General features: G+C 44.3%; 18 protein-coding genes and 1 pseudogene. 5 read left to right on the top strand and 14 right to left on the bottom strand.

The annotated features are described in order from the left end of the window. Positions 1–19: 19 nt before the first annotated feature. The 10 genes from DXA20_RS04450 to DXA20_RS04400 form a co-directional block, all read right to left on the bottom strand. On the bottom strand, positions 20–2,485 hold the full coding sequence (locus DXA20_RS04450) for an EAL domain-containing protein (RefSeq protein ID WP_118559455.1): 2,466 nt from the start codon (positions 2,483–2,485) through the stop codon (positions 20–22). Positions 2,486–2,606: 121 nt separating this feature from the next. Then, positions 2,607–3,770, bottom strand: a complete 1,164-nt coding sequence (locus tag DXA20_RS04445) for a galactokinase (RefSeq protein ID WP_118559454.1) — start codon at positions 3,768–3,770, stop codon at positions 2,607–2,609. 188 nt (positions 3,771–3,958) lie between these two features. Beyond that, complete coding sequence (locus DXA20_RS04440) at positions 3,959–4,423, bottom strand: low molecular weight protein-tyrosine-phosphatase (RefSeq protein WP_118559453.1); 465 nt, start codon at positions 4,421–4,423, stop codon at positions 3,959–3,961. A 163-nt stretch (positions 4,424–4,586) separates the two neighbouring features. Next, positions 4,587–5,786: a site-specific integrase gene (locus DXA20_RS04435; RefSeq protein ID WP_118288577.1), complete on the bottom strand. Its 1,200-nt coding sequence runs from the start codon at positions 5,784–5,786 to the stop codon at positions 4,587–4,589. A 152-nt stretch (positions 5,787–5,938) separates the two neighbouring features. After that, the gene (locus DXA20_RS04430; protein ID WP_055200770.1) at positions 5,939–6,145 is read right to left on the bottom strand and encodes an excisionase; all 207 of its coding nucleotides are present in this window, start codon (positions 6,143–6,145) and stop codon (positions 5,939–5,941) included. 415 nt (positions 6,146–6,560) lie between these two features. Beyond that, entirely contained in the window at positions 6,561–6,818 is a 258-nt protein-coding gene (locus DXA20_RS04420; protein ID WP_118288578.1) for a helix-turn-helix domain-containing protein, read from the bottom strand. Continuing rightward, on the bottom strand, positions 6,799–7,239 hold the full coding sequence (locus tag DXA20_RS04415; RefSeq protein WP_118559452.1) for an RNA polymerase sigma factor: 441 nt from the start codon (positions 7,237–7,239) through the stop codon (positions 6,799–6,801). The genes DXA20_RS04420 and DXA20_RS04415 overlap by 20 nt, the downstream gene beginning before the upstream one ends. Positions 7,240–7,699: 460 nt before the next feature. Next, positions 7,700–8,215 (bottom strand): immunoglobulin-like domain-containing protein, encoded by a 516-nt coding sequence (locus DXA20_RS04410; protein WP_118288579.1) that lies wholly within the window; start codon positions 8,213–8,215, stop codon positions 7,700–7,702. A 56-nt stretch (positions 8,216–8,271) separates the two neighbouring features. Then, a complete protein-coding gene (locus DXA20_RS04405) occupies positions 8,272–9,591 on the bottom strand; it encodes a HAMP domain-containing sensor histidine kinase (RefSeq protein ID WP_118559451.1) in 1,320 nt (439 codons plus the stop codon). Next, positions 9,579–10,253 (bottom strand): response regulator transcription factor, encoded by a 675-nt coding sequence (locus DXA20_RS04400; RefSeq protein WP_118288581.1) that lies wholly within the window; start codon positions 10,251–10,253, stop codon positions 9,579–9,581. Before DXA20_RS04400 ends, DXA20_RS04405 begins: the two co-directional genes overlap by 13 nt. Before the next feature lie 223 nt (positions 10,254–10,476). Here DXA20_RS04400 and DXA20_RS04395 point away from each other — a divergent pair, with 223 nt between their 5' ends. The 5 genes and pseudogenes from DXA20_RS04395 to DXA20_RS04375 all read left to right on the top strand — a co-directional run bounded on the left by DXA20_RS04395 (position 10,477) and on the right by DXA20_RS04375 (position 13,858). Next, complete coding sequence (locus DXA20_RS04395; protein WP_025578915.1) at positions 10,477–10,836, top strand: helix-turn-helix transcriptional regulator; 360 nt, start codon at positions 10,477–10,479, stop codon at positions 10,834–10,836. A gap of 244 nt (positions 10,837–11,080) precedes the next feature. Further along, a complete protein-coding gene (locus tag DXA20_RS04390) occupies positions 11,081–11,410 on the top strand; it encodes a plasmid mobilization protein (protein ID WP_011861100.1) in 330 nt (109 codons plus the stop codon). Next, positions 11,371–12,716: pseudogene (locus tag DXA20_RS04385) on the top strand (relaxase/mobilization nuclease domain-containing protein). Before DXA20_RS04390 ends, DXA20_RS04385 begins: the two are co-directional and overlap by 40 nt. A gap of 67 nt (positions 12,717–12,783) precedes the next feature. Next, on the top strand, positions 12,784–13,254 hold the full coding sequence (locus DXA20_RS04380) for a DUF6650 family protein (RefSeq protein ID WP_147363200.1): 471 nt from the start codon (positions 12,784–12,786) through the stop codon (positions 13,252–13,254). Between the two features lie 37 nt (positions 13,255–13,291). Continuing rightward, positions 13,292–13,858 (top strand): hypothetical protein, encoded by a 567-nt coding sequence (locus tag DXA20_RS04375; protein ID WP_118288584.1) that lies wholly within the window; start codon positions 13,292–13,294, stop codon positions 13,856–13,858. A gap of 178 nt (positions 13,859–14,036) precedes the next feature. On the opposite strand, the gene DXA20_RS04370 is transcribed toward DXA20_RS04375, so the two are convergent. The 4 genes from DXA20_RS04370 to DXA20_RS04355 form a co-directional block, all read right to left on the bottom strand. After that, complete coding sequence (locus DXA20_RS04370) at positions 14,037–14,402, bottom strand: cysteine-rich VLP domain-containing protein (protein WP_077711839.1); 366 nt, start codon at positions 14,400–14,402, stop codon at positions 14,037–14,039. After that, on the bottom strand, positions 14,399–14,611 hold the full coding sequence (locus DXA20_RS04365) for a transposon-transfer assisting family protein (protein ID WP_022617838.1): 213 nt from the start codon (positions 14,609–14,611) through the stop codon (positions 14,399–14,401). Before DXA20_RS04365 ends, DXA20_RS04370 begins: the two co-directional genes overlap by 4 nt. After that, the gene (locus DXA20_RS04360) at positions 14,608–18,333 is read right to left on the bottom strand and encodes a YodL domain-containing protein (RefSeq protein ID WP_158577131.1); all 3,726 of its coding nucleotides are present in this window, start codon (positions 18,331–18,333) and stop codon (positions 14,608–14,610) included. The genes DXA20_RS04365 and DXA20_RS04360 overlap by 4 nt, the downstream gene beginning before the upstream one ends. A gap of 129 nt (positions 18,334–18,462) precedes the next feature. Continuing rightward, positions 18,463–20,577, bottom strand: coding sequence for a DNA topoisomerase 3 (locus DXA20_RS04355; RefSeq protein WP_199877051.1), 2,115 nt, complete (start codon positions 20,575–20,577; stop codon positions 18,463–18,465). Positions 20,578–20,724: the final 147 nt, after the last annotated feature.

Below are 20,724 nucleotides of genomic sequence, written 5' to 3'. Positions count from 1 at the left end.
TTCTTTTCTCCTTTATGATTTATTCGCTCAAAAAGCATTTTTCAAATACAACGTTCTTCATGGCGCCATAATAAATCACGCCCTCAAACACATCGCATCCTATCTTTTTCGCATACTCCTCCTGGAGCCTGGTATGAATACCCCCACAGGTGACGGTAAGACCCATCTCCTTCGCCATCTCCACCGTCTTCTGAAATACCACGGTATCCTTTTCATTGATCATATGCTCGCTGAAATACTCTCCATGGAACTTAATACCGGTCACCGGCAGACGACGCATTGAATTAACTGCTGTATGATCGGCACCAAACCGGCTGATGATCACCCGGTACCCCAGATTCGTCAGGTTACGGATCGCCACCTCAAATGCTGTGGTCGCATCGGCGAAGAATCGCTCCGGAATCTCAAAAATGAAATCCTCCGGTTCCAGATTATTCCGCTCCACAACAATATTATGAATGCGCTCAACCGCATGCCGGGTCGACAGCTGGCTTGCCGTCATCTCCAGCGAAACAGGAATGACCGTATTGCCCTTTGCCTTCCAGGCACCAATGTTATCTGCAACCTCCTGCAGCAGATAGAAACTAAACTCCTCTAAATGCGTGCCGCGCTCCATCAGATGCATGATCTGCGTATACTCAAAATACTGACCATCCTTCATAAGAATCCTCGGTATCGCCTTGCACCCAATTACATGATCCTTATCCCCTCTGATACGCGGAAGATAGCTGATCTCGACCGTCCGTTCGTCCATCGCACGTCGGATCTCTCCCGCCATCTCGTCCTCGCGGGACAACTGCTGCTCCATATCCTCGGTATAGATCGCATAATGATTGCCGCGAAGTCCCTTAATGCTTCTTCTGGCAAGATCTGCTTTCTCTAACATTTCTAAAAGTTCGTGATCCTCCTGCTGGATCAGATAAACTCCAACCGTCGATCCGAAGTCAATGTTGTCCTCCTCCACCTCAACCTCCTGCTGATGACGGACAACTGCGGACATTGCGCGAACCAGTTCCTTGTGACTTCCGTACTGGAAGAGAACGACGAAATAGTCCCCGTCTACTCTCGCACACATTCCATCCTTTGTCAAATGATTTAACAAAACATCCGAAAATGCTTTCAAAATCCGATTACTTACATAAAAGCCATAATGATGGCTGAAGCTCTGAAATTCATTGATATCCGCACAGATCAGTGCATAGTGTGAATCCTCTCTCCGGTTCGCCAGGATCTTCTCAGCCTTACGCAGGAACGATGCATACGGCAAAAGACCTGTGATCGTATCCTCTGTCTTCGCTCTTGCTGACGCCGCAAGCTTCTTCAGCTTGCCTGCAACCTGTGTGATCTCCAGCTCTGCCGGCTTCGACTCCTGTGGCTTCAATGCCGTCTGTTCTCCATCGGAAAGAAGCCTCGTCAAGCCATAGACAACAGCTCCCTTTCCCGGTCTCTTCTCCGTACAGGTACTGATCCGCATTCTGTGATAAGCACCGTGACTGTTGATCACCCGGAAGACATCCTGATATCTGCCCTCCTGCTCAATCCAGAAATTGCGCATCTCCATAAACTTTGACACGTCATCCGGATGAATGATCGTCCCAAGCTTCTCGTCCGAAAACTGCCCCTCCAGAATAGACTCCGGCGAATACGACTCTCCCAGATCGCCATCCCGGCGCAACACCTGATTCTCCAGATCGTAGGTCCAGATCGTCTCCTTCAGCATGCTGGTAACCACATTCGAGCGGTGATTGTTGTCCGCAAGCTCTGCCTCCGCCTGCTTTCTGGCGGTAATATCCACGATTACGCACAGATAAACCGGCTTTCCATCGTCATCATCAATCCGCGTACCATTAATGTAAGACCAGCGGATCTCGCCACTTTTCGCCATGATCCGGTACTCCACCGCCAAAGGTCCCCGGTTCTCGATCGCCTGCCTGATAAGGCTCGTCACCATATCCAGATCCTCCGGATAAACAAGCTTCGAGGTATCATTATGAAACTGCATGCTGTACTCCGATCGGCTGTATCCCGCCAATCGGAAGAAACCATCATTCGCATAAAGGATCTTAAAATCATTCAGGCGAACCTTGATCACACCACCCGGAATACTGTTTGCGATAAGATCCAGCTCTCTTTTGGCATTGTAGACATCCTGCAGATGCCGCTTAGAACCCGAAATATCCAGACATGAGCAATAATACACCATACTCCCCGGCTCCGCTTCTCTCTTCGCCGTAAAAGAAATCCAGATGATCGATTCATCCTTGCGCTTCGCCCGAAACTCCAGATGAATACTACCGCCCATGCTGACCTGACGCGCCATCAGTGCTTTCATACGTTGCTTCTCCTCCGGGAGCGCCGGTCCCATGACCTTATTATCAAAGCATTCCTCAAACTCCTCCGAGGTATACTGAAACATTCTGTAAAATCCATCATTGGCATATATGATCTGAGCTCCGCCTGCATCTTCGTGATCATCATGCCGCACTCCGACATGCCTGCCAGTCTGGCAAATTGTTCCTTGTGCATCTCAAAGCCGCTCTCTGCTATCTTATCTGAAATCGTTTCCATACCACGCACCCCCTTTGTATCCTGTAAATCTCCTTATCTTACAGCTTCGCCGGACCGTCTCCGATCTGTACTACATAGAAATCGGCGGCATATCCGATTGTTGCCTTATAGGCTGTGCCAACCTTCTCAATAAATGTATCAACGGCATCATCCTTTACAATACTTACGGTGCATCCCCCAAAGCCTGCTCCTGTCATACGGGAACCGATCACACCTTCAACCTTCCAGGCTTCCTCCACCAGTGTATCAAGTTCAATACCGGTCACCTCATAATCATCTCTCAGAGAAACATGAGACGCATTCATCAGCTTACCGAACAGCTCAATATCATTTGCCTTCAATGCCTGTACTGCCTTGATCGTGCGCTGGTTCTCATATACCGCATGCTTTGCTCTCTTCTGGCGGGTTGCATCCTTGATCGCATCCCTCACCTCTTCAAACTGCTCCTCGCTCAGGTCACCAAGGCTGTCCACCTTCACCTTCTGCCGGATCTCCTCCAGAGCCTCCTCGCACTCTGCACGGCGCTCATTATACTTGGAATCTCCAAGGCCACGCTTCTTATTGCTGCAGGAAATCACGATCTTTGCACCCTCCAGCTTGATCGGTGCATATTCAAACGAAAGATCTGCCGTATCCAGAAAGATTGCATGATCCTTCTTGCCCATAGCGATTGCAAACTGATCCATAATTCCACAGTTGACTCCGTTGAAATTATTCTCCGAAAACTGTCCCAGAAGTGCCAGATCCTGATTGGAAATACCAAGATCAAACAGATCATTCAGAATATAACCCGTCAGCACCTCCACCGATGCAGAAGACGAAAGTCCCGAACCATTCGGGATATTACCAAACAGCATCAGATCAATACCACACGGGATCTCATAGCCCTTCTCACGCAGCGCCCACATCACGCCCTTCGGATAGTTCGTCCATCCGGCATTCTTGCGCGGCGTAAGATCATCAAGGCTTGACTCAATCACGTTCAGATGCTCAAAATTCATAGAATAAAAGCGAAGCTTATTGTCATTTCTCTTGCGAACGGCTCCATATGTACCGATCGTCAAGGCGCATGGAAATACATGTCCGCCGTTATAATCGGTATGCTCACCGATCAGATTCACACGTCCCGGTGCAAAATAAACACCAATCTCTCCCTCCGCTCCAAAAATCTCCTGAAATCTCTTATAAATCTTTTCCTTCATGGTCTGTCCCTCCGTCGTGTTCTATGAAAGGCTCGAAAATATCGCCCCTCTATCTGATGCTCCGGATCGATCCATTGATATCATTGCCGTGCATCATTATATAAAGTATATTATATACTATTCACGTTTGGAAAACAAGAAGGAGGATGGGATCGGGAGGGTGGATGCCTTTTGCCCCCAATATCATATTATATCTCTTTATTTTCCCTAAGATACTTCAGGAACGCCGTACAACCCTCCAGCACGTCATCGTAGGTCGCATCAAAATTGCCGGTGTACCACGGATCCGCAATGTCCCGATGACTGCCCGCAAACTCCAACAACTTGTACACCTTGCCGTCCGGGTCGCCCTTCAGCATGCGATGGAGATTTTTCATATTCCATTCGTCCATGCCGATAATATAGTCTGCCTCCTGATAATCCTGCCAGGTGATCTGCGTGGCGCGGTGCGGCAGCACCGGAATGCCGACCTCTCGCAGCTTGCGGACAGTACCGTGGTGTGGCTGGTTGCCGATCTCCTCCGTGCTGGTGGCACGGGAGTCGATGTGGAACTGATCGGTGAGGTGCTGTTCGTTGACAAGGTGCTGGAAAACGAACTGCGCCATGGTGGAACGGCAGATGTTGCCGTGGCAAATAAATAATACTCTAATCATCTATATAAAACTCCTTGAATTTACTGTATTTCCTTGATATATCGGCATTTTCTTCCGCTTGCTGTTTCCTCTCATTCGTGGCATATCGTAGCATAAATTAGCACATCTTTTACCTCAAAAGTAGTACAAAAAGTAGTAAATTAAAAGCTAACTCCGTATTTTACTACTCCCCATTTACTACCCGTTTCAGTTCTTCTTTTGCGTCGTCATAGCCTATATGTGTATAGGTGTTTAACGTAACGCTTATATCCGAATGTCCCATGAGGTACTGTAAAGTTTTAGGGTTCATGCCGCTTTTAGCCATATTAGAACAAAAAGTGTGTCTGCAAACGTGTGGCGTAACCTTTGGCATTTGCACTCTATAAATGCTATTATACTTCTCGCAAATATGCTGAAAGTATTTCTCCCAATGCAAGGCTACCATAGGCATATCATTTTTATCCAAATATAAGAAGCCGCATTTACCTCCTACAATAGGTTCAACCCTCGGTTTCTTTCTATTGGAAATAATACGTTGAAAGCACTCATAAACTTCATCTGTCATAGGGATTTCTCTTGTACCACAAGAAGTCTTTGTATCTTCAATTACATATTCCATATTTCTTTTTCTTTGTAGCTGATGATTGACACTGATTTTTCTATTCTGCATATCCAAATCTGATAATGTCAATCCCACAAACTCTGAAATACGAAGCCCTGTTTTGAATAAAAGAAAAATTCCCTCATAATATCTGCAAAAGTGCTTGTCATTTGCCACAAATTCAAGAAATGCCCGTTCTTGCTTTCTTGTAATTGCTTCTCTTGTTACGCTGTCGTTTACAACAACCGTAGCAAGCTGAAATTCAAACGGATTTTTGCGTATCAAATCATCATCTACCGCCATTTGAAAAGCTGGTCTTACAACACCTCTGATAGAATGAATGGAACTATATCCACGTCCGTCCTGCTGTAACTTTATCAGCCAACACTTTGCGTCGGACAGCTTCACTTTATCTATTCGCTTTTTACCAAAGTCCTCTTTCTTGATAATATTGAGAACAAAATTATAATTTGCTTCGGTGTTATGTCGTACTCCCGTTTTTTGTAAAAGATATTTCTTTACCAATTCTAAAACGGTCATCTCTCCACCGCGCGGGACAATTTCATCATCAATCGCTTTCATTATCTGCTTTTCTTTTTCTCTTAATGAAAGGTCGTCGCGTTTTCCTTGCGGTGTCTTATCGGTCTTTTCTAATTTCCAACTATAAACAAACTGCGGTTTACCTGTTGTATCAATATATTTGAACGCATATCGTCCGTCCCGGCGTTGGCTCTCTCCATTGCGAAGAATACGATTTTTGCTATCTCGTCTTTTTCCGCTCATGTCTATGCTCCTTTCGTACAAAAAGAGCCTCGCCACGATATATTAAATTATATCATAAGCAAAGCCCTTTTTCTATCCTTTTATCAAGCAGCACTCAAAGCGGAAACGACTATATAGCCTATCCGATATGGCTACTGATTATCGTATATTTGTTAAATTGCTGTCAGGTCATTCAGAAAATCTTCAAATCGTTTCCTTTTGATAAGAAACTTCACTCCATTTTGAATAATAAAACCGGAGTCCAAATTATCTGCAACAAGTTTTCTTAATTTCTTTTCTCCAATATTAAAATAAATTACTGCTTCATCAATCGTTAAACAAAACTTATTTTGTATCTGTACCTGTGTTTCATTATTCATTTATTCTCTCCCCTTTCTTGAACTATAAAACTATTGTAAAATTATAAAGGCTCATCAGACGGTTTTAGCAAACCTCACAAGAATTTCACTTCCGCATGGTTCTCATGCAGCTCTACCCGTTGTCTGCGACGCTTTTAACGCTCGGACTACGGCGGTAAAGGAGTATCATTATACCGATATATGGATTGTGGCGACAGAGTTGCTAAGTCTGCTATGGAACGCTGATAGTTCTCGCTCGTTTTGTCCCTCCTTTCAGTCATGGCGTATCAGCCCAACGGCTCCCCATATATCGAATGTATCTGATTTGTCCTATGCTGCGTCGCCGTTCTATTGCGCCGCTTTCTTTGTCAAAGAGCAGAGGGCTGTTCTGCGATATGGAACGGAAAAGGGGGAAGCGTTCCAATACCGCGTTGCTTTATTCAGCCCTAAATGTGAGGATTGCCCTCATCAGTTTTGCTTGCAGCCTTTCGCGTATTTCTTTGTCTACTCCAAAATAAACATTTCCTCGCTCATCATAGAGCTTCCGCATGGAAAGACTTGCTATGTAGCCGCTGAAATGCTGCAATACAATCTTCATTGCATCCGGGTCGCCTTTGCTCGCCGCCAAAATAACGGGATAGGGAACAAGGGCATTTTCCGGGTACTCGGTCGGTTTACCATTCAATCCATTCATCAGCGTTTTCCTCCAAATATTTTTTTAACTGCTCAAAGGAGCTTGTCCGGCGATACTGTACCGTACTTCTTGAGATATTGAGCTGCTTTCCGATTTCTACATCAGTCAATCCCTCAAAGTAATACATCAGTACAATTTTGCGCCGTTCTTCGGGTAAAGCCCGGATAGCTTCAAGCAGCAGTTTTGGGGTTATTTCTTTTCCTGCCATTTGATAAGACGGCTCTGCTTCTTCGTCTTGAAAATACTTATCGACGGTATAAAGCTGCCGTTCCTCATACAAGGCAAGGTCGGAAAAAGTAACTTCCCGAACTCTGCGCCGACGAATTTCTTCATGGGCGTTGCACGCTTCATTGTGCAGCACTGATTTACAGAACTTTTGAAACGTACATTGCTTTTCAAATTTCCTGCGATTAGGTGTCATGGTGTTCACCTCCTTTCTGCCGAAAGGCGGTAGTACCTCCCCTTTTCGCGGGATAATACAGGCGACTTTTTGCTTTGCCAAAAAGAGGGCAAAGTTTTTGAAAAATCTTCTGTAAAATGCGAAATGCGCCTGCCTGCAAAATGCAGACAGACGCATAGGAAATAACAGCAGTATTTAATTGATTTGATAGTTCATCTACATAGCCGGAATACCCCGTCGGTGGATAATGGCTTTTTTTGATAGTAACCCATTAGGTATAGAAAAAAGGACATGACAATACCTCCCGGATACCGCCGTGTCCTTAGAAAAGGGCGACTTCAACACACCCCCCGCAAATCCATTTTTTAAAAAGGAAAACGGCGGCTTTGATTGTTATTTCAAAACCGCCGTTATAGAGGCATGAGTACTTTCTACTTCATAAGCGGTTTTTTTTGTTTCCTGCTTATGGAGTAGATATTTCTTATTTGATTGTAAATTCACAAGATAAATTGTATGTGTCGTAATCCCAATCTCTCTCATGCTCAAAGAAAGCAAATTGTTTAATCAAGCGATAGTGTCCAGCGGGCAGCTCTCCATAAAAACTTTTGACATCTATTTTTAATGGTAACTGTTCATCGGGCTTAATAATACAATCTGTTTCATTATTCTTTGAGGGGTCATTAAGCTGTTTTAGCTGATACCAAGTACCGGATTGTTCGGCTTCTATTTCAAAATATTCTGGTGAATATCGGTATTCCTTATCAGAAGTATTTTCGATTAGAAAAGAAAGCTGTTTCAAATCTAAATCATTTTCTGTACTCAATGAAATCTTTAAATCTTTCAAAGTGTCAAGTTCTTCTTCATTTCCATAAGGAGAAACCTCATATTCTTCGGAATAATCCTGCACTAATTGATTACCACTATCCTCTGCTTGACTGCACCCAACAATACACACCAATAATGATAACATAATAAACATACATATTATTTTTTTCATTTGTCCTTATCTCCTTTCTTTTGAGTATATCTTAGCAACTAAATATCTATTTTCAATCAACTTTCACTATAATTTATTCTTACGGTAACACAAGCTCCACCTGTTTCGTTATTGGAAATTTGAATATTTCCACCATGCCTTTCACTTAAAATCTTACAAATATTCAGACCCAATCCTAAATGTTCAGTAGATATTTCTTTTGATGATTTATAAAATGGCAAAGTTGCTTTTTCGATATCGCTAATTTTAAAACCACAACCATCGTCCGAAACAGATATAACTAAATCATTATTTTGTATTTCTATTCCGATAGTAATATTATTTTTTGCATATCTGATACTATTGGAAAGTAAATTTTCATATATCTGCATGACCGTATCTAAGTTAATAAACAAGGCTATATCATCATTTTTTGATGTGATCGTAAAGCGTTTGTCACAACAAAGGGCTTCTGCTGTTTCATTCAAGCTGTTTATTAGTGAATGGAATTGAATATACTGGCGTGGCATTTCAATTTCTTCCAATCTATATAAGTTTGTCATGGCATTTACATATTTTTCAAGCCGCACAACATTTTTTGACATAACAGATATTTCTTCCATTATTTCTTCCTGTGATACTAAGCCTTTTGGGATAAAGGAAAGCAACGTAGAAGCATGACCTTTTAGTAAGGTTAAAGGAGTGCGTAAATCATGTGAAAAGGCAGCATTTAAACGTCGTTGTTCAGCAAATTGCCGTAACATTATTTCGTTGTTTTTTGCTAAACAATCTTTCATTTTTTCAAAAGCACAACAAAGTTTTCCCATTTCATCATTCAAGGGATATGATAACGCAAAATCCAAGTCATTTGCTTCAATTTTATGATACGCATTAGTTAATAGCTTAATGGGTTTTGATAATTTTTTTATAAAAAATGTTACACAACATATCATACTAATAGATAATACGATAGGAATAATTGCAATATTTAATGAACCTAAAGCACTGTCAATAAGCCTATCCCGGCTTGTAAAATTAGGTAAAACTTCGATATATGAAACATGGTTCGGATAGACATATTCGTGTACTGGGCGTTCTTTTTGATAATCAACATTGAACTTGCATATCTCGTTTCCTTTCGTGTCAAATATTGTATATTTTGTTTGGTCATTACTATAAGTGGCGGTAAATGAGCCATTTTCCGGTATATCATACCTTGTTGACATATTTTCATACTTATAGTTTAAATTTATTCTGTATCTGTCAACCATTGAAATTAAAAATATACAAATAATTATTCCAATCAACAACGAAAACAAAGCATAAAGAACAAAGGACATTCTAATACTCATGCTATTTAACCGATTGAACAATCTGCTTCTCTTTAATTTTTCCATTTATATCCGCACCCCCAAACAGTTTCAATGTAAGGTCTATCGCCTAAAGATAAAAATTTTGCCCTAATACGTCTGATATGTTCTGTAACAACTGTATTATCACCAATGCCGTCTAATCCCCAAACTTTTTCATAAATAGTTTCCCGGTCAAAAACAATTCCTTTGTTTTGCGAAAGGAAAGATATTATATCAAATTCTTTTTTGGTAAAAGCCATATCCTTATTATGATAAAACACAATACGTGAGGAATAATCTATAACCATATCTTCATCAAATTGCACCTTTAAAGATGTATTGTGTCTTTTTTCTCTGCGAAGATGTGCTGCAATGCGAGCTTCTAATTCATCAACAGAAAATGGTTTTATTACATAGTCGTCTGCGCCAATAGAAAATCCTTTTATTTTATCACTATCTTCAATGCGTGCTGTTAAAAAAATTATAGGGCATGAAACATAATCCCGTATTCTTTCACAAACAGTAAATCCATCAATATCTGGCATATTAACGTCTAACAAAATAATGTCAGGTTTTTTTTCTACTTCTTTTAATGCAGCATTTCCTGCTGTTGCAGTATATACCGTATATCCAAGTTTGCTGAAATAGTAATACAGCATTGATACAATTTCTTTTTCATCGTCTACAATTAAAATACTCTGCGCCATAAATATACCTCCCTTGTAAATATCTGATTTAAGATTATCAAACAAAAATCTATTTCTAATCAATTTCTTTAATTTTCGATGTCATTAGATATTATATATGGCAGTATGAGTGATAGCAACCTTACTCTGCATGTTTTATGCTCTATTACTATCAATACTATGATATGTGTACTCATATCTTGAAAGAAAGGTGAACGGTAAAATGTAACTGGGTGAAATGATTATGAAGCAGAGTAAAGAGAAATTTGATTTTAAGGCTTTCGGACAAGCCATTAAAGCAGCAAGAAAAGCAAAGGGAATATCACGCAATCAGTTAGCCGACACGCTGAATATTGCGCCCCGATATATCGCGTCCATTGAGAACAGCGGGCAGCACCCAAGTTTACAGATTTTGTATGAGCTTGTAACCCTGCTTGACGTATCAGTAGACCAGTTCTTTTTCCCGGAACGGGAACAGGAGAAGTCCACACGCCGCCGTCAGCTCGATACCATGCTTGACACTATGAGCGAAACGGACTTAAAAATCATGTCTGCTACTGCAAAAGGCATAGAGGAAGCCAACAACGACAGGACGGGGGAATAAAGTTCCCTCGTTTTTGTCTGCATAAAGTGATTGAAGCGTCGCAGGATTGCGGCGTTTTTCTTTTGCACTTTTTTTGGCATACTGGAAGTTTCGTTGTAGTGGTAAGTGAGGAAAAAACTTTCTTAGCAAGCATAGGAAAAGAGTACCCTTTTCCGTATTTTCGCCCTCCCGTCCTGCGGTGTGTCGGTTGAAAATTGCTTGTTGGGAAGTGTCCCAAACCCTCGGAATGGAAAGGAGCGATTGCATGAACGGACGCAAAAGAAAAATACAAATCAAATTCTATGTAACAGAGGAAGAAAGGGCATTGATTGAACAGAAAATGAAGCTCGTCCCCACCCGGAACATGGCGGCGTATCTTCGCAAGATTGCCATTGACGGGTATATCATTCAGACAGACCATAGCGACATAAAAGCCATGACAGCAGAGATACAGAAAATCGGGGTCAACATCAATCAGATTGCAAAGCGTGTCAATGCGACAGGCAGCGTCTACCAAGAGGACATAGAGGAAATAAAGGGGGTGCTTGCGGAGATATGGCGGTTACAAAGATTAAGCCTATTAAAAGCACGTTGAGCAAAGCCCTTGACTATATCCAAAACCCGGATAAAACAGACGGGAAAATGCTTGTGTCCTCCTTTGGGTGCAGCTATGAAACGGCAGACATTGAGTTCGGATTTACGCTTGCACAAGCCATAGAGAAAGGGAACAATCTCGCCCACCATTTGATACAGTCCTTTGAGCCGGGAGAAGTAGACTATGAGAAAGCCCACGAAATCGGAAAGCAGCTTGCCGACGCGGTAACAAAGGGACAGCATGAATACGTCTTAACTACCCACATAGACAAAGGGCATATCCATAACCATATCATTTTTTGTGCGGTCAATTTTGTTGACTACCATAAGTACAATTCCAACAAACGCAGTTACTACGGCATACGGAACATGAGCGATAAGCTGTGCCGGGAAAACGGGCTGTCTGTTGTCGTTCCGGGCAAAGGCAGCAAGGGAAAAAGCTATGCAGAATATCAAGCGGAAAAGGTCGGTACAAGTTGGAAAGGCAAGCTGAAAATTGCCGTTGATACGCTTATCCCCCAAGTAGCAAGTTTTGAAGAATTGTTGCAGCGGTTACAGGCAGCGGGTTATGAGATAAAGCCGGGAAAATATATCTCCTGCCGCGCTCCCGGACAGGAACGCTTTACCCGCTTAAAAACTCTCGGTGTAGATTATACAGAAGAAGCCATAAGAGAACGGATAGAGGGCAAGCGCACAAAGGCGACGAAAGCTCCCAAAGAGCAGCGCGGCGTATCGCTGCTTATCGACATTGAAAACAGTATCAAGCACAAGAGAGCCGGGGCTATGAACAGTGGGCGAAAATCCATAATCTGAAACTGGCTGCAAAGACTATGAATTTCTTGACGGAACATAAGATTGAGCAGTACGCAGATTTAGTCAGCCGGATTGAGGAAATAAATGCGGAAAATGTAAAGACAGCAGACGCATTAAAGAGCGTGGAGAAGCATCTTGCAGACATGGCAGTGCTGATGAAGCACGTTACCACCTACCAAAAGACAAAGCCTGTTTATGAAGCATACCGCAGGGCAAAGGATAAGGACGCGTACCGGGCAAAGCAGGAAAGCAGTCTGATACTCCACAAAGCAGCAGTAAAGACACTGAAAGCGGCGGGCGTTACTAAACTTCCCAACCTTGCCGCCATGCAGGAAGAATACGGGAAACTACAAGCGCAAAAAGAAGTCCTTTACACTGATTATGGCAAGCTGAAAAAACAGGTCAAGGAATACGACGTTATCAAACAGAACATAGACAGTATTTTGCGGCAGGGCAAAGAACAGGAACGGGGCAAGGAACCAGAGCGTGGATAGCCTTCTATGGTGGATTTATTCATAATTTTATAGTATAATTAAAAAAATAGAAAGGATGTGAAGGACATTGAGATTTTCAGAAATAATGAATAGGCTTACAGGTATTAGTTGCCCTATTTTTGGATTATCGTGGAACCCTGTTGATACTGAAAGAAGTATTGCTCGGCGCATAATTGTATTTCTTGAACCTCGCAGGGTGTTGTATTCTGCATATGAATATGAATCTGTATGTCCGTGTATTACATCAGTTACAGAAATAAAGAATTATCTTACATCTGAACTTCAGCAAATTGATGAAAATTCAGAACTTAATTCTTATGTTCGAGCAATGCGTAACGCTTGTAATAAGTTTTTAAGTAAATGTCCAGACCGTAAAGATTTCCGCTGCTATGCTTGCCAAAGCGGAAATATTGACAACTGGATTTTCACTTCTGCGGTTGGTGAATTACGCGGTGTTTTTGGCATTATGATAGGACAAATTGCTAAATCTTATGGGCTTGATGTAGAGGACGATTTAGCACAGATTATTCCAGAGTAATCCCTATTACAAAAAGAAAATGAAAGGATATTTAATTATGTCAGACTTCAAAGATATTGATTTATCAAAATTTAGTCTGGATTTGACAAAAACCATGCAATATGTAAATCCGGTACAAGACCAAATGGCACGAATACAAAGAGAACAGGAACAAACCATTAGAAGCATTCAAAAAGCGCGAGAAGAAAAAGAAGCCGAGGAATTACGCAGACATAACGAAATAGTCGCTGCCTTGAAAGAAGCTGGAGAAAAAGGAGCAACAATAGTTATCGGAGATAACGCTAATGGAATACAAATACAGCAAAATTCCGATGGTGCTACGCAAGAAATGACTAACTCACAGACATTCAATTATGACAAGGCTCTTGAAGTTTTAAAAGAGATAAGGGAATATGTTGATTTTCCTCAATTTCAAACAACTTTCAAAGAAAATTCTGAAAATGTAAAAACAATTATTGAGGACACAATTAAAGCAGTTGAAAGTAAAGAAGATGTCGGTATCGTGAAAAAGTCTTTGCGTATTCTCAAAGACTTAGCCGTTGGTGCAAGCGGAAGCTTAATAGCATCTGGAATAATCGCATTGTTAGGTACATTACCTCTATAATGCAAAAAGAACGGGGCGCAGACAGCCAGTAAATGACTGTCCGCGCCCCATTTCTTGTAGGTGCGTTTTAAGTATGTGTTACGCAGTAAAAGTCCTATTTTGAGGGGAAAGGTATTTAATCCCTTACCGCCTTAGAAAACGGCTGTCAGAGCCGCATAAAATAAGGCTTTTTTTGCCCCTACTGCGTAACAAGGGCGCGTCGTTTCCTCATGCGCTCCGCTGCCTGTCTGCGGGTAATACGCTTCCGGCAGTCCGGGCAGTATTTTACACTGTTAGAGGTGGACGCAAAAGAAACTCCGCACTCGGTACAACGCTTTTTATCCTCGGTCTTGAAAAGCTCTGCATACAGCAGCTTATCAAGAGGAAGTACGGCAGTCTGAAACCATTCGCATAGAAGCGAATAGGAAATAAGCTGCGGGCAGACACATTCCTCCCCGTCGTCCAGTAAAATACAGTGTCCGTTATCGCAGTTGCAGCACTCCTTTTTTACAAGGCTGTTGACTTTTCGGCTTTGGGGCGGCGTAAGCCGCTTACCCCCGGTCATACCTCATCAGCGGCGAAAATAGCAAGCTCCGCATACTCATTTTCTGTCAGAGGTGCGATTTTTGCAAGGGTGCGCTTCGCCAGTTCCCGCATATCCTCGTCCATGAACGGCAGCGCAGCGTTGATGTTCTCCATAAGCCCGCGCTTACCGCCCTCATTGTAAATGCTCAACAGGTTCGTTTCTTCAACGGTCAGTCTAATCATGCTCATACCTCCAATTCGTGATTTTTTGATTTTGTCGCTTTTTTCTGTGCGGTCTTTTCTTTATCTGCTTTAAGCTGCGCCCGGATAGAGGGCTTCTTTTCCGTTTTTGCTGCCTTTCCGCGTTCCTTATCAGCCTTGACAGCTTCCGCAAGGTCAACAAGGGAAATGGTTTCTCCTGCCTTTACCTTTGCTTCCAGTTCTGCAACGGTCGGGGTGTTGTTTATCTGCCCGTCAATCATGTTGTAGTTTTGCTCGGTGGTCTGCTCAGCAGCTTTCAGATAGTTTTCCGGCTGCTCTGCGAAAATGGCAAACGCCCGCGTTCCGTTCCCCATAATTAAATATTTTCCGTCGTCGGACTGGTGGTGTAATCCATATCCGGCAGCTTCCATTTGCTCGCGGCTCATGGCGGTTACATAGAAAGTCCCCCTCGGTGTTTTGATTGTTTCGCCCGTTTCCAAGTCGTCGGGAATGAGGGCTTTTTCCTGCTCCTTGAAAAACTCCGGCACTTCCTTATAACCAAAGCTGTCTACATAGTGGGCGGTGTCCTGCCCGTTCTGATGAAGCACCACCATGTCGGAAACGGAAAGGCTGTGTCCCTTAAAATCTTTCGGGTGGTCGATATTAAAGCGGGTGTAAATATCTTCAAGGGAAGTCCCCGGCGTAAGCTCTGCGGAATAGACAAGCGCATAGTTTTTCGGGTCTACCCGGTGTCCTGTGGCAGTCAGACGGTCGTAAGGTTCAAAACGCAAGTTCCTTGTTTCGTCCCCGCCTTTTATCTGATAAATGGAAAAGGTGTCTTTGTCCTGTGGGGCTTCCTGTTCCGGCTGCTCCTGTGCGGGGGCTGCCTGTTCCTTGTCCTGCTCCTTTTGGATTTGTGCGATATGTTCATCTATACTGTTGATTATCTCGGCAGCGGTGCTTCTGATTGTTTCAAGAGAGCCTTTCAGCTCCGCAAGTTCCCGCCCGCTGCTCCAACCGGCGACATATCCAAAGGAATAATCAGACGTATCAAGTCCGTAATGTTGGCAGACAGTATAGGCTACGCTTTCTGCTTCCACCTCGCGGGTACGGCGGTCAACGCGGGGCTGCTGCTCGTCTTTCGGGGCGTTTAAGTCAATATCATGCAGCTTTGCGTGGGCGATTTCATGGATAGCGGTTTTGAGGGTCTGCAACTCGCTCATGCTCTCATCAATAGCGATACGCTTATCCTCCAAGTGATAGTAGCCATGTGCGCCACCTGTGATTTTTTCAAAACCAATAGGGACAGGAGAAGTCTTTTCAAGGGCTATGAAAAAGTCCTTGTAACGGTCAACGTCCCCAGTCAGCTCGTCAACCGCAATATCCGGCAATTCTTTTCCCTCGGTCTGCGACACATCAAAGACAGATACCACCTTATAAGCGGGTATGGTGACTTCCTTTTCCTCCATGACAGGTTTCCCGTCTTTCCCCATAACAGGCTTCCTTGTATGTGGGTCGATTTTCTCCGTTTGCTGTTTTACCTTGAACGGCGACGGGGCAATAATCTTGATACCCTTTTCTCCTTTTATTACGTTGCGCTGAAAGTTATTTTTCCAAGCTGTAAATCCTGCCACAAGGGAAGCGTCGGGTTTCTGCATGGCGATAAGCAGCGTATTGTTAAAGCTGTAATTGTGGAAGCGGGACATAACTTTGAGATATTCTTTGTAGCGTTCACTGTCAAAGAGTTCTGTAATGCCCTGCTCCAAACGGTCGGTAATCTCTTTCATCTTTTCTGCGGGTTTTTCGCTTGTCAGCACGATAGGGATAACCGGGCGGGGCTTTTGCGGCTCTATGGCTGTCGCCGGGGCGGTTTGTTCTGTGGCGGCTGCGTCCATAAAAATCTTGTCCTGTTCGCTTTGTTCCGGCTTCGGATAACTCATAATGCGGTATTCCTCCGGCAATTCGCGCCCCTCAAAATGGCGTTCCCATTCGTCGCCGCTTTTCACAAGGTAGCCATAAGGGGTAAAGCTGCCCTGCTCCTGCTCGGCAGCATTTTTTCCAAAAGCAGCAAGGTCAACGCCGTTTTTCCATTCTTCGGGCATTTGCACCATGCCGGATTTGTTAAGGTAATAGTCGCCCAAGTCGCGGGACGTGTTCACTCCGAGGATATGTACGAAATAGTCCACGTTGTAAGTAAAATCAATTATCTGTCCGATATTTTCAAATCCCTGTTTCTGCTGCAAGGCTGCGTTGAGCTTTGGAAGCTCTGCGGGGTCAAGCTGTGCGATACGCGCTGCAAGAAGATTAAGGCTGTCAATGTCAGCGGCGCATACCATGTCATAGGGTAAGGCAATATGCCTGTTTTCATTATCAGAATATCCGTTAATAAAAAAGTCCTGTGGATTGTCAGCGGTAATGCCGACAGTTCTCATAGCTTCGTGAAGCTGCTCCTTTGTGGTCGGCATGGAAAGCCACACGCCGCCCGGTTCGCCTGTTTCAAAACGGCTGCGGCTGTTAATCAGAATTGCAAATTGTTCCGGCTCGTTCCTTTGCCCTATGTTCTGCGGTGGCTCTGTCGGGACGGGTGCTGCCTGTTCAGTGGTCGGCTGTTCCCGTTCCTCGCCCTCAATCGTGTAGTTCGGTAAAAGCTGCCCGTTTATCTTGAAATGGTAGGCATATTCTTTCGGAATAGGCGGCGATATTTCAGTAAATAAATGCTGATAGGCTTTGATACGCCCATTCAGATATTTTTCCATAGCTGCCTTGTCTGCAAATTTCTTTTCCTGTCCGGCGATTTTTGCTTGATTGTAACCGTCCGGGCTGTTGGTGTAAACGTTCCATGAGAGCGTCCACGCATAGGGAACGGATTGTTCCTTTTCCCGGTCATAGCGGGTATTCTCATAAATGTGGTAGCGCATTTGATAAACGCGGTTGCTAATGATATGGCGGTCATTTTCTGCGGCTTCCCACTGGTTAGCGGTATGCTTGACTTCGGGTGTCCTCACATACTCAATGGCTTTATCAACGGCAAGGGTCTGTCCTGCCTGTGCTTCCCATGCAGCCGCCCGCTGTTTCAAATCTTCATAAATTGTCTGTTCAGCCGCCGCGCTTTCCTCGCGGATTTCCCGTAGCTGTTCCATAGATAAGACAGTCAACCCGGAAATATCGGCTTTGTCCTGTTCAAAATATAGCTTGCGTTCTATCCTCATACTGTCTGCCGGGTCTAAGCGGTCATGGTCGTATGTGGAATATCCTGTTTTTATTTCTGCCATGCGTTCACTCCTTTCGTTTTCAATCATGCGGTGCATAAGTTCGTAGTCCTCAATGCTCATGCTCCCGTCAAATAGATAGGGGTCGGGTTCTTCGCCATCCCGGTAGGCTTTTTCAGAGAACGGAAGCGCCGCAGCGTGGGCGGCGGCTCTTGCTTCCTCGATAAGCTCCGGCGGCAGCCTGTCGTCGTGGACTTCGATAAATTCCCCGATATTGCTATATCCGTTTTCGTAGTGGCGGTGCACCCCGGCGGTCAGCTCGTCAAGGTTCATATCCTCGCCAAGATAGCCGGAATAATAGCCGTTTACCACAACGGCGGCAGGGTCAGCCTGTTTGATTTCTTCCATGCGGCTTCTGTCCTTCGGGTAAAGGTAGTCGCTCATTTCAAGGTGGAAATATTCGGCGTTCCAAGAACGTCCCGTTTTCCAAAACGCCACCCAAGCGATACCGTCCCTTAATTCTTCTTGATAGTCCTTTACGGTGTCCCGTAAACTTACCATGTGTAACCTCCTTTCTGCTGTTTCAGAGGGTTTGGGAACTTCCCAACAAGCAAAAATCCCCGCCGTTCTCGGTAGAGAAAGCAGGGATTTTACGGAAAAGGGTACTCTTTTCCTATGCTTGCTATTCAGTTATTTTTTCTTCGGCAGTTCAATGCGATAGTTGACATATTTCCCGCCCGTATCAGCCAATACGATAGTTCCGTCGTAGGTTTTGCCCGTCTTTGGGGAATAGAGCTTTTTCACATTTACCTTGCCGGACTGTAAGAGTGCAGCGGCAATCTTCGGGGTAAAGGTTACTTTTCGTTCTTCAAAGGAATGGTCATTTTTCCACATGGTAAAGATACAGTCCTTGTTGCTGCAATAGTAGTTTTTCTTTCCCTCATAGACAGGAGAACCGCAGCGGGGGCAGCTTCCCAACACCTCCCGTTCCGGCTTGAACATCTGCGCTTTATCATCAGAAAGAAACGGATAGGTCTTTACCAGTTCCCGCGCCATATTTTCGATACCCTCCATAAATGCAGCGGGGTCTGCCTTGCCTTTTGCAATCTGCGTCAGATTGTTTTCCCATTCTGCGGTAAGCTGCGGGCTTGTCAATGTGTCCGGCAGGACGCACACAAGGTTGATACCGTCTTTTGTGGGAAGTAGCTGCTTGCCTTTTCGCTCCACAAAGCCCCCCTTTACCAGTTTTTCAATGACGGCGGCGCGGGTGGCGGGAGTTCCAAGCCCTTTGCGTTCTGCGTCCGGGTCGGTGTCCTCACTTCCGGCACGCTCCATAGCAGAGAGCAGCGACGCTTCGTTGTGAGGTTTCGGCGGTGTTGTGTCATGCTCCGTTACCGTTGCCGCCGGATTTTCAAAGGTCTGTCCCTCGGTAAATGGCGGCAGAGTCTTTTCTGTGTCGCTGTCTGCGTCGTCCGTTTCGGTCTTGTTCTTTAAGGCTGCCCTGTATTTTCGGTCAATCTCTTTCCACCCGTCGAACAGTACCGTTTTTCTCCTTGCGGTAAAGGACTGTCCGGCACATTCAAAGATTGCCGTAACCGCTTCAAAGGTATGCGGTGCAGCGGTCGCCATAAGTAGACGCGCCCCGGCAAGGGTAAGGATATTCCTTTCGCTTTCCGGCAGCGCGGCAAGGTCGGTCTTTGCAAGTTCCATAGTCGGGATAATGGCATGGTGGTCTGATACCTTTTTACTGTTCAGCACCTTTCCAAGCTCCGGCGTGAAGTCTTTTCCCGCCATAAAAGAAAACTTTCCACAAAGCAGTTTGATAATGCCCGCCGCTGTGTCGCCCATGTCGTCGGTCAGAAATGCGCTGTCGGTTCTCGGATAAGTAAGAAGTCTTTTTTCATACAGGGCTTGTGCAAGGTCAAGGGTCTGCTTTGCCGTATATCCGAACAGGCGGTTTGCTTCCCTCTGTAAAGAAGTAAGGTCAAAGAGCTTCGGCGGGGCTGCGGTCTTTTTCTCTTTCACAAGGGAAGTACAGACTGCTTTTGACACTTCGCAAGTCGTTTTTAATGCGTCGGCTTCTGCCTTATCTGAAATTCTTTCACTTGCAGCTTCCGCGCCGGATAAGGCAAGGCGCACATGGTAGTATTTTTCTTTCTTGAAAGTGGTAATCGCTGCGTCCCGGTCAACAAGCATTTTTAAGGTCGGGATCTGTACGCGCCCCACGTTCAAGGTATGATTATAAAGGACAGAGAAAAGGCGGGTGGCATTGATACCAATTAACCAGTCAGCCTTTGCCCTGCATAATGCGGAAGCAAAGAGCGCGTCGTATTCCTCGCCGTTCTTCAGACGGGAAAAGCCCTCTTTGATTGCGCTGTCCTCCATAGAGGAAATCCAAAGGCGGCGCATAGGTTTCTTGCAGCCCGCCATTTCATAGACAAAACGGAAAATGAGTTCTCCCTCGCGCCCTGCGTCGCAGGCATTGACGACTTCGGAAACGTCTGCCCGGTGCATAAGCTCCTTTAAGGTTTTGAATTGCTTTTCCTTGTCAGCCGAAACGGTGTACTTCCATTCCTGCGGCAAAATCGGTAAGCTGTCATAGCTCCACTTTTTATACTGCTCCCCGTAGGCGGCAGCTTCGGAAAGCCCTACCAAATGTCCTACGCACCAAGAAACGATATAGCCGCTTCCTGTGAGAAATCCGTCTTTCTTTTCCTTTGCCCCAAGTACGGCAGCGATTGTTTGCGCCACACTGGGCTTTTCTGCGACAACTAAAATCAAATAAAATTTCCTCCTTTCAGGCATAAAAAAACGACAAACTTCTAAAAGAAAATTTGTCGCTATCAACATGATTTTTTTACAGAGTTTTCATTATTTGTTCAATGTTGATATATTCAATAATGTTGTTAAAAGTAGAGTAATCAACATAAAAACTTTTTCTTAAATAATTTC

This window comes from Roseburia sp. AM59-24XD, assembly GCF_003478445.1.
Taxonomy (GTDB): Bacteria; Bacillota; Clostridia; order Lachnospirales; family Lachnospiraceae; genus Jutongia.
This window is presented reverse-complemented; position numbering and strand designations above follow the sequence as displayed.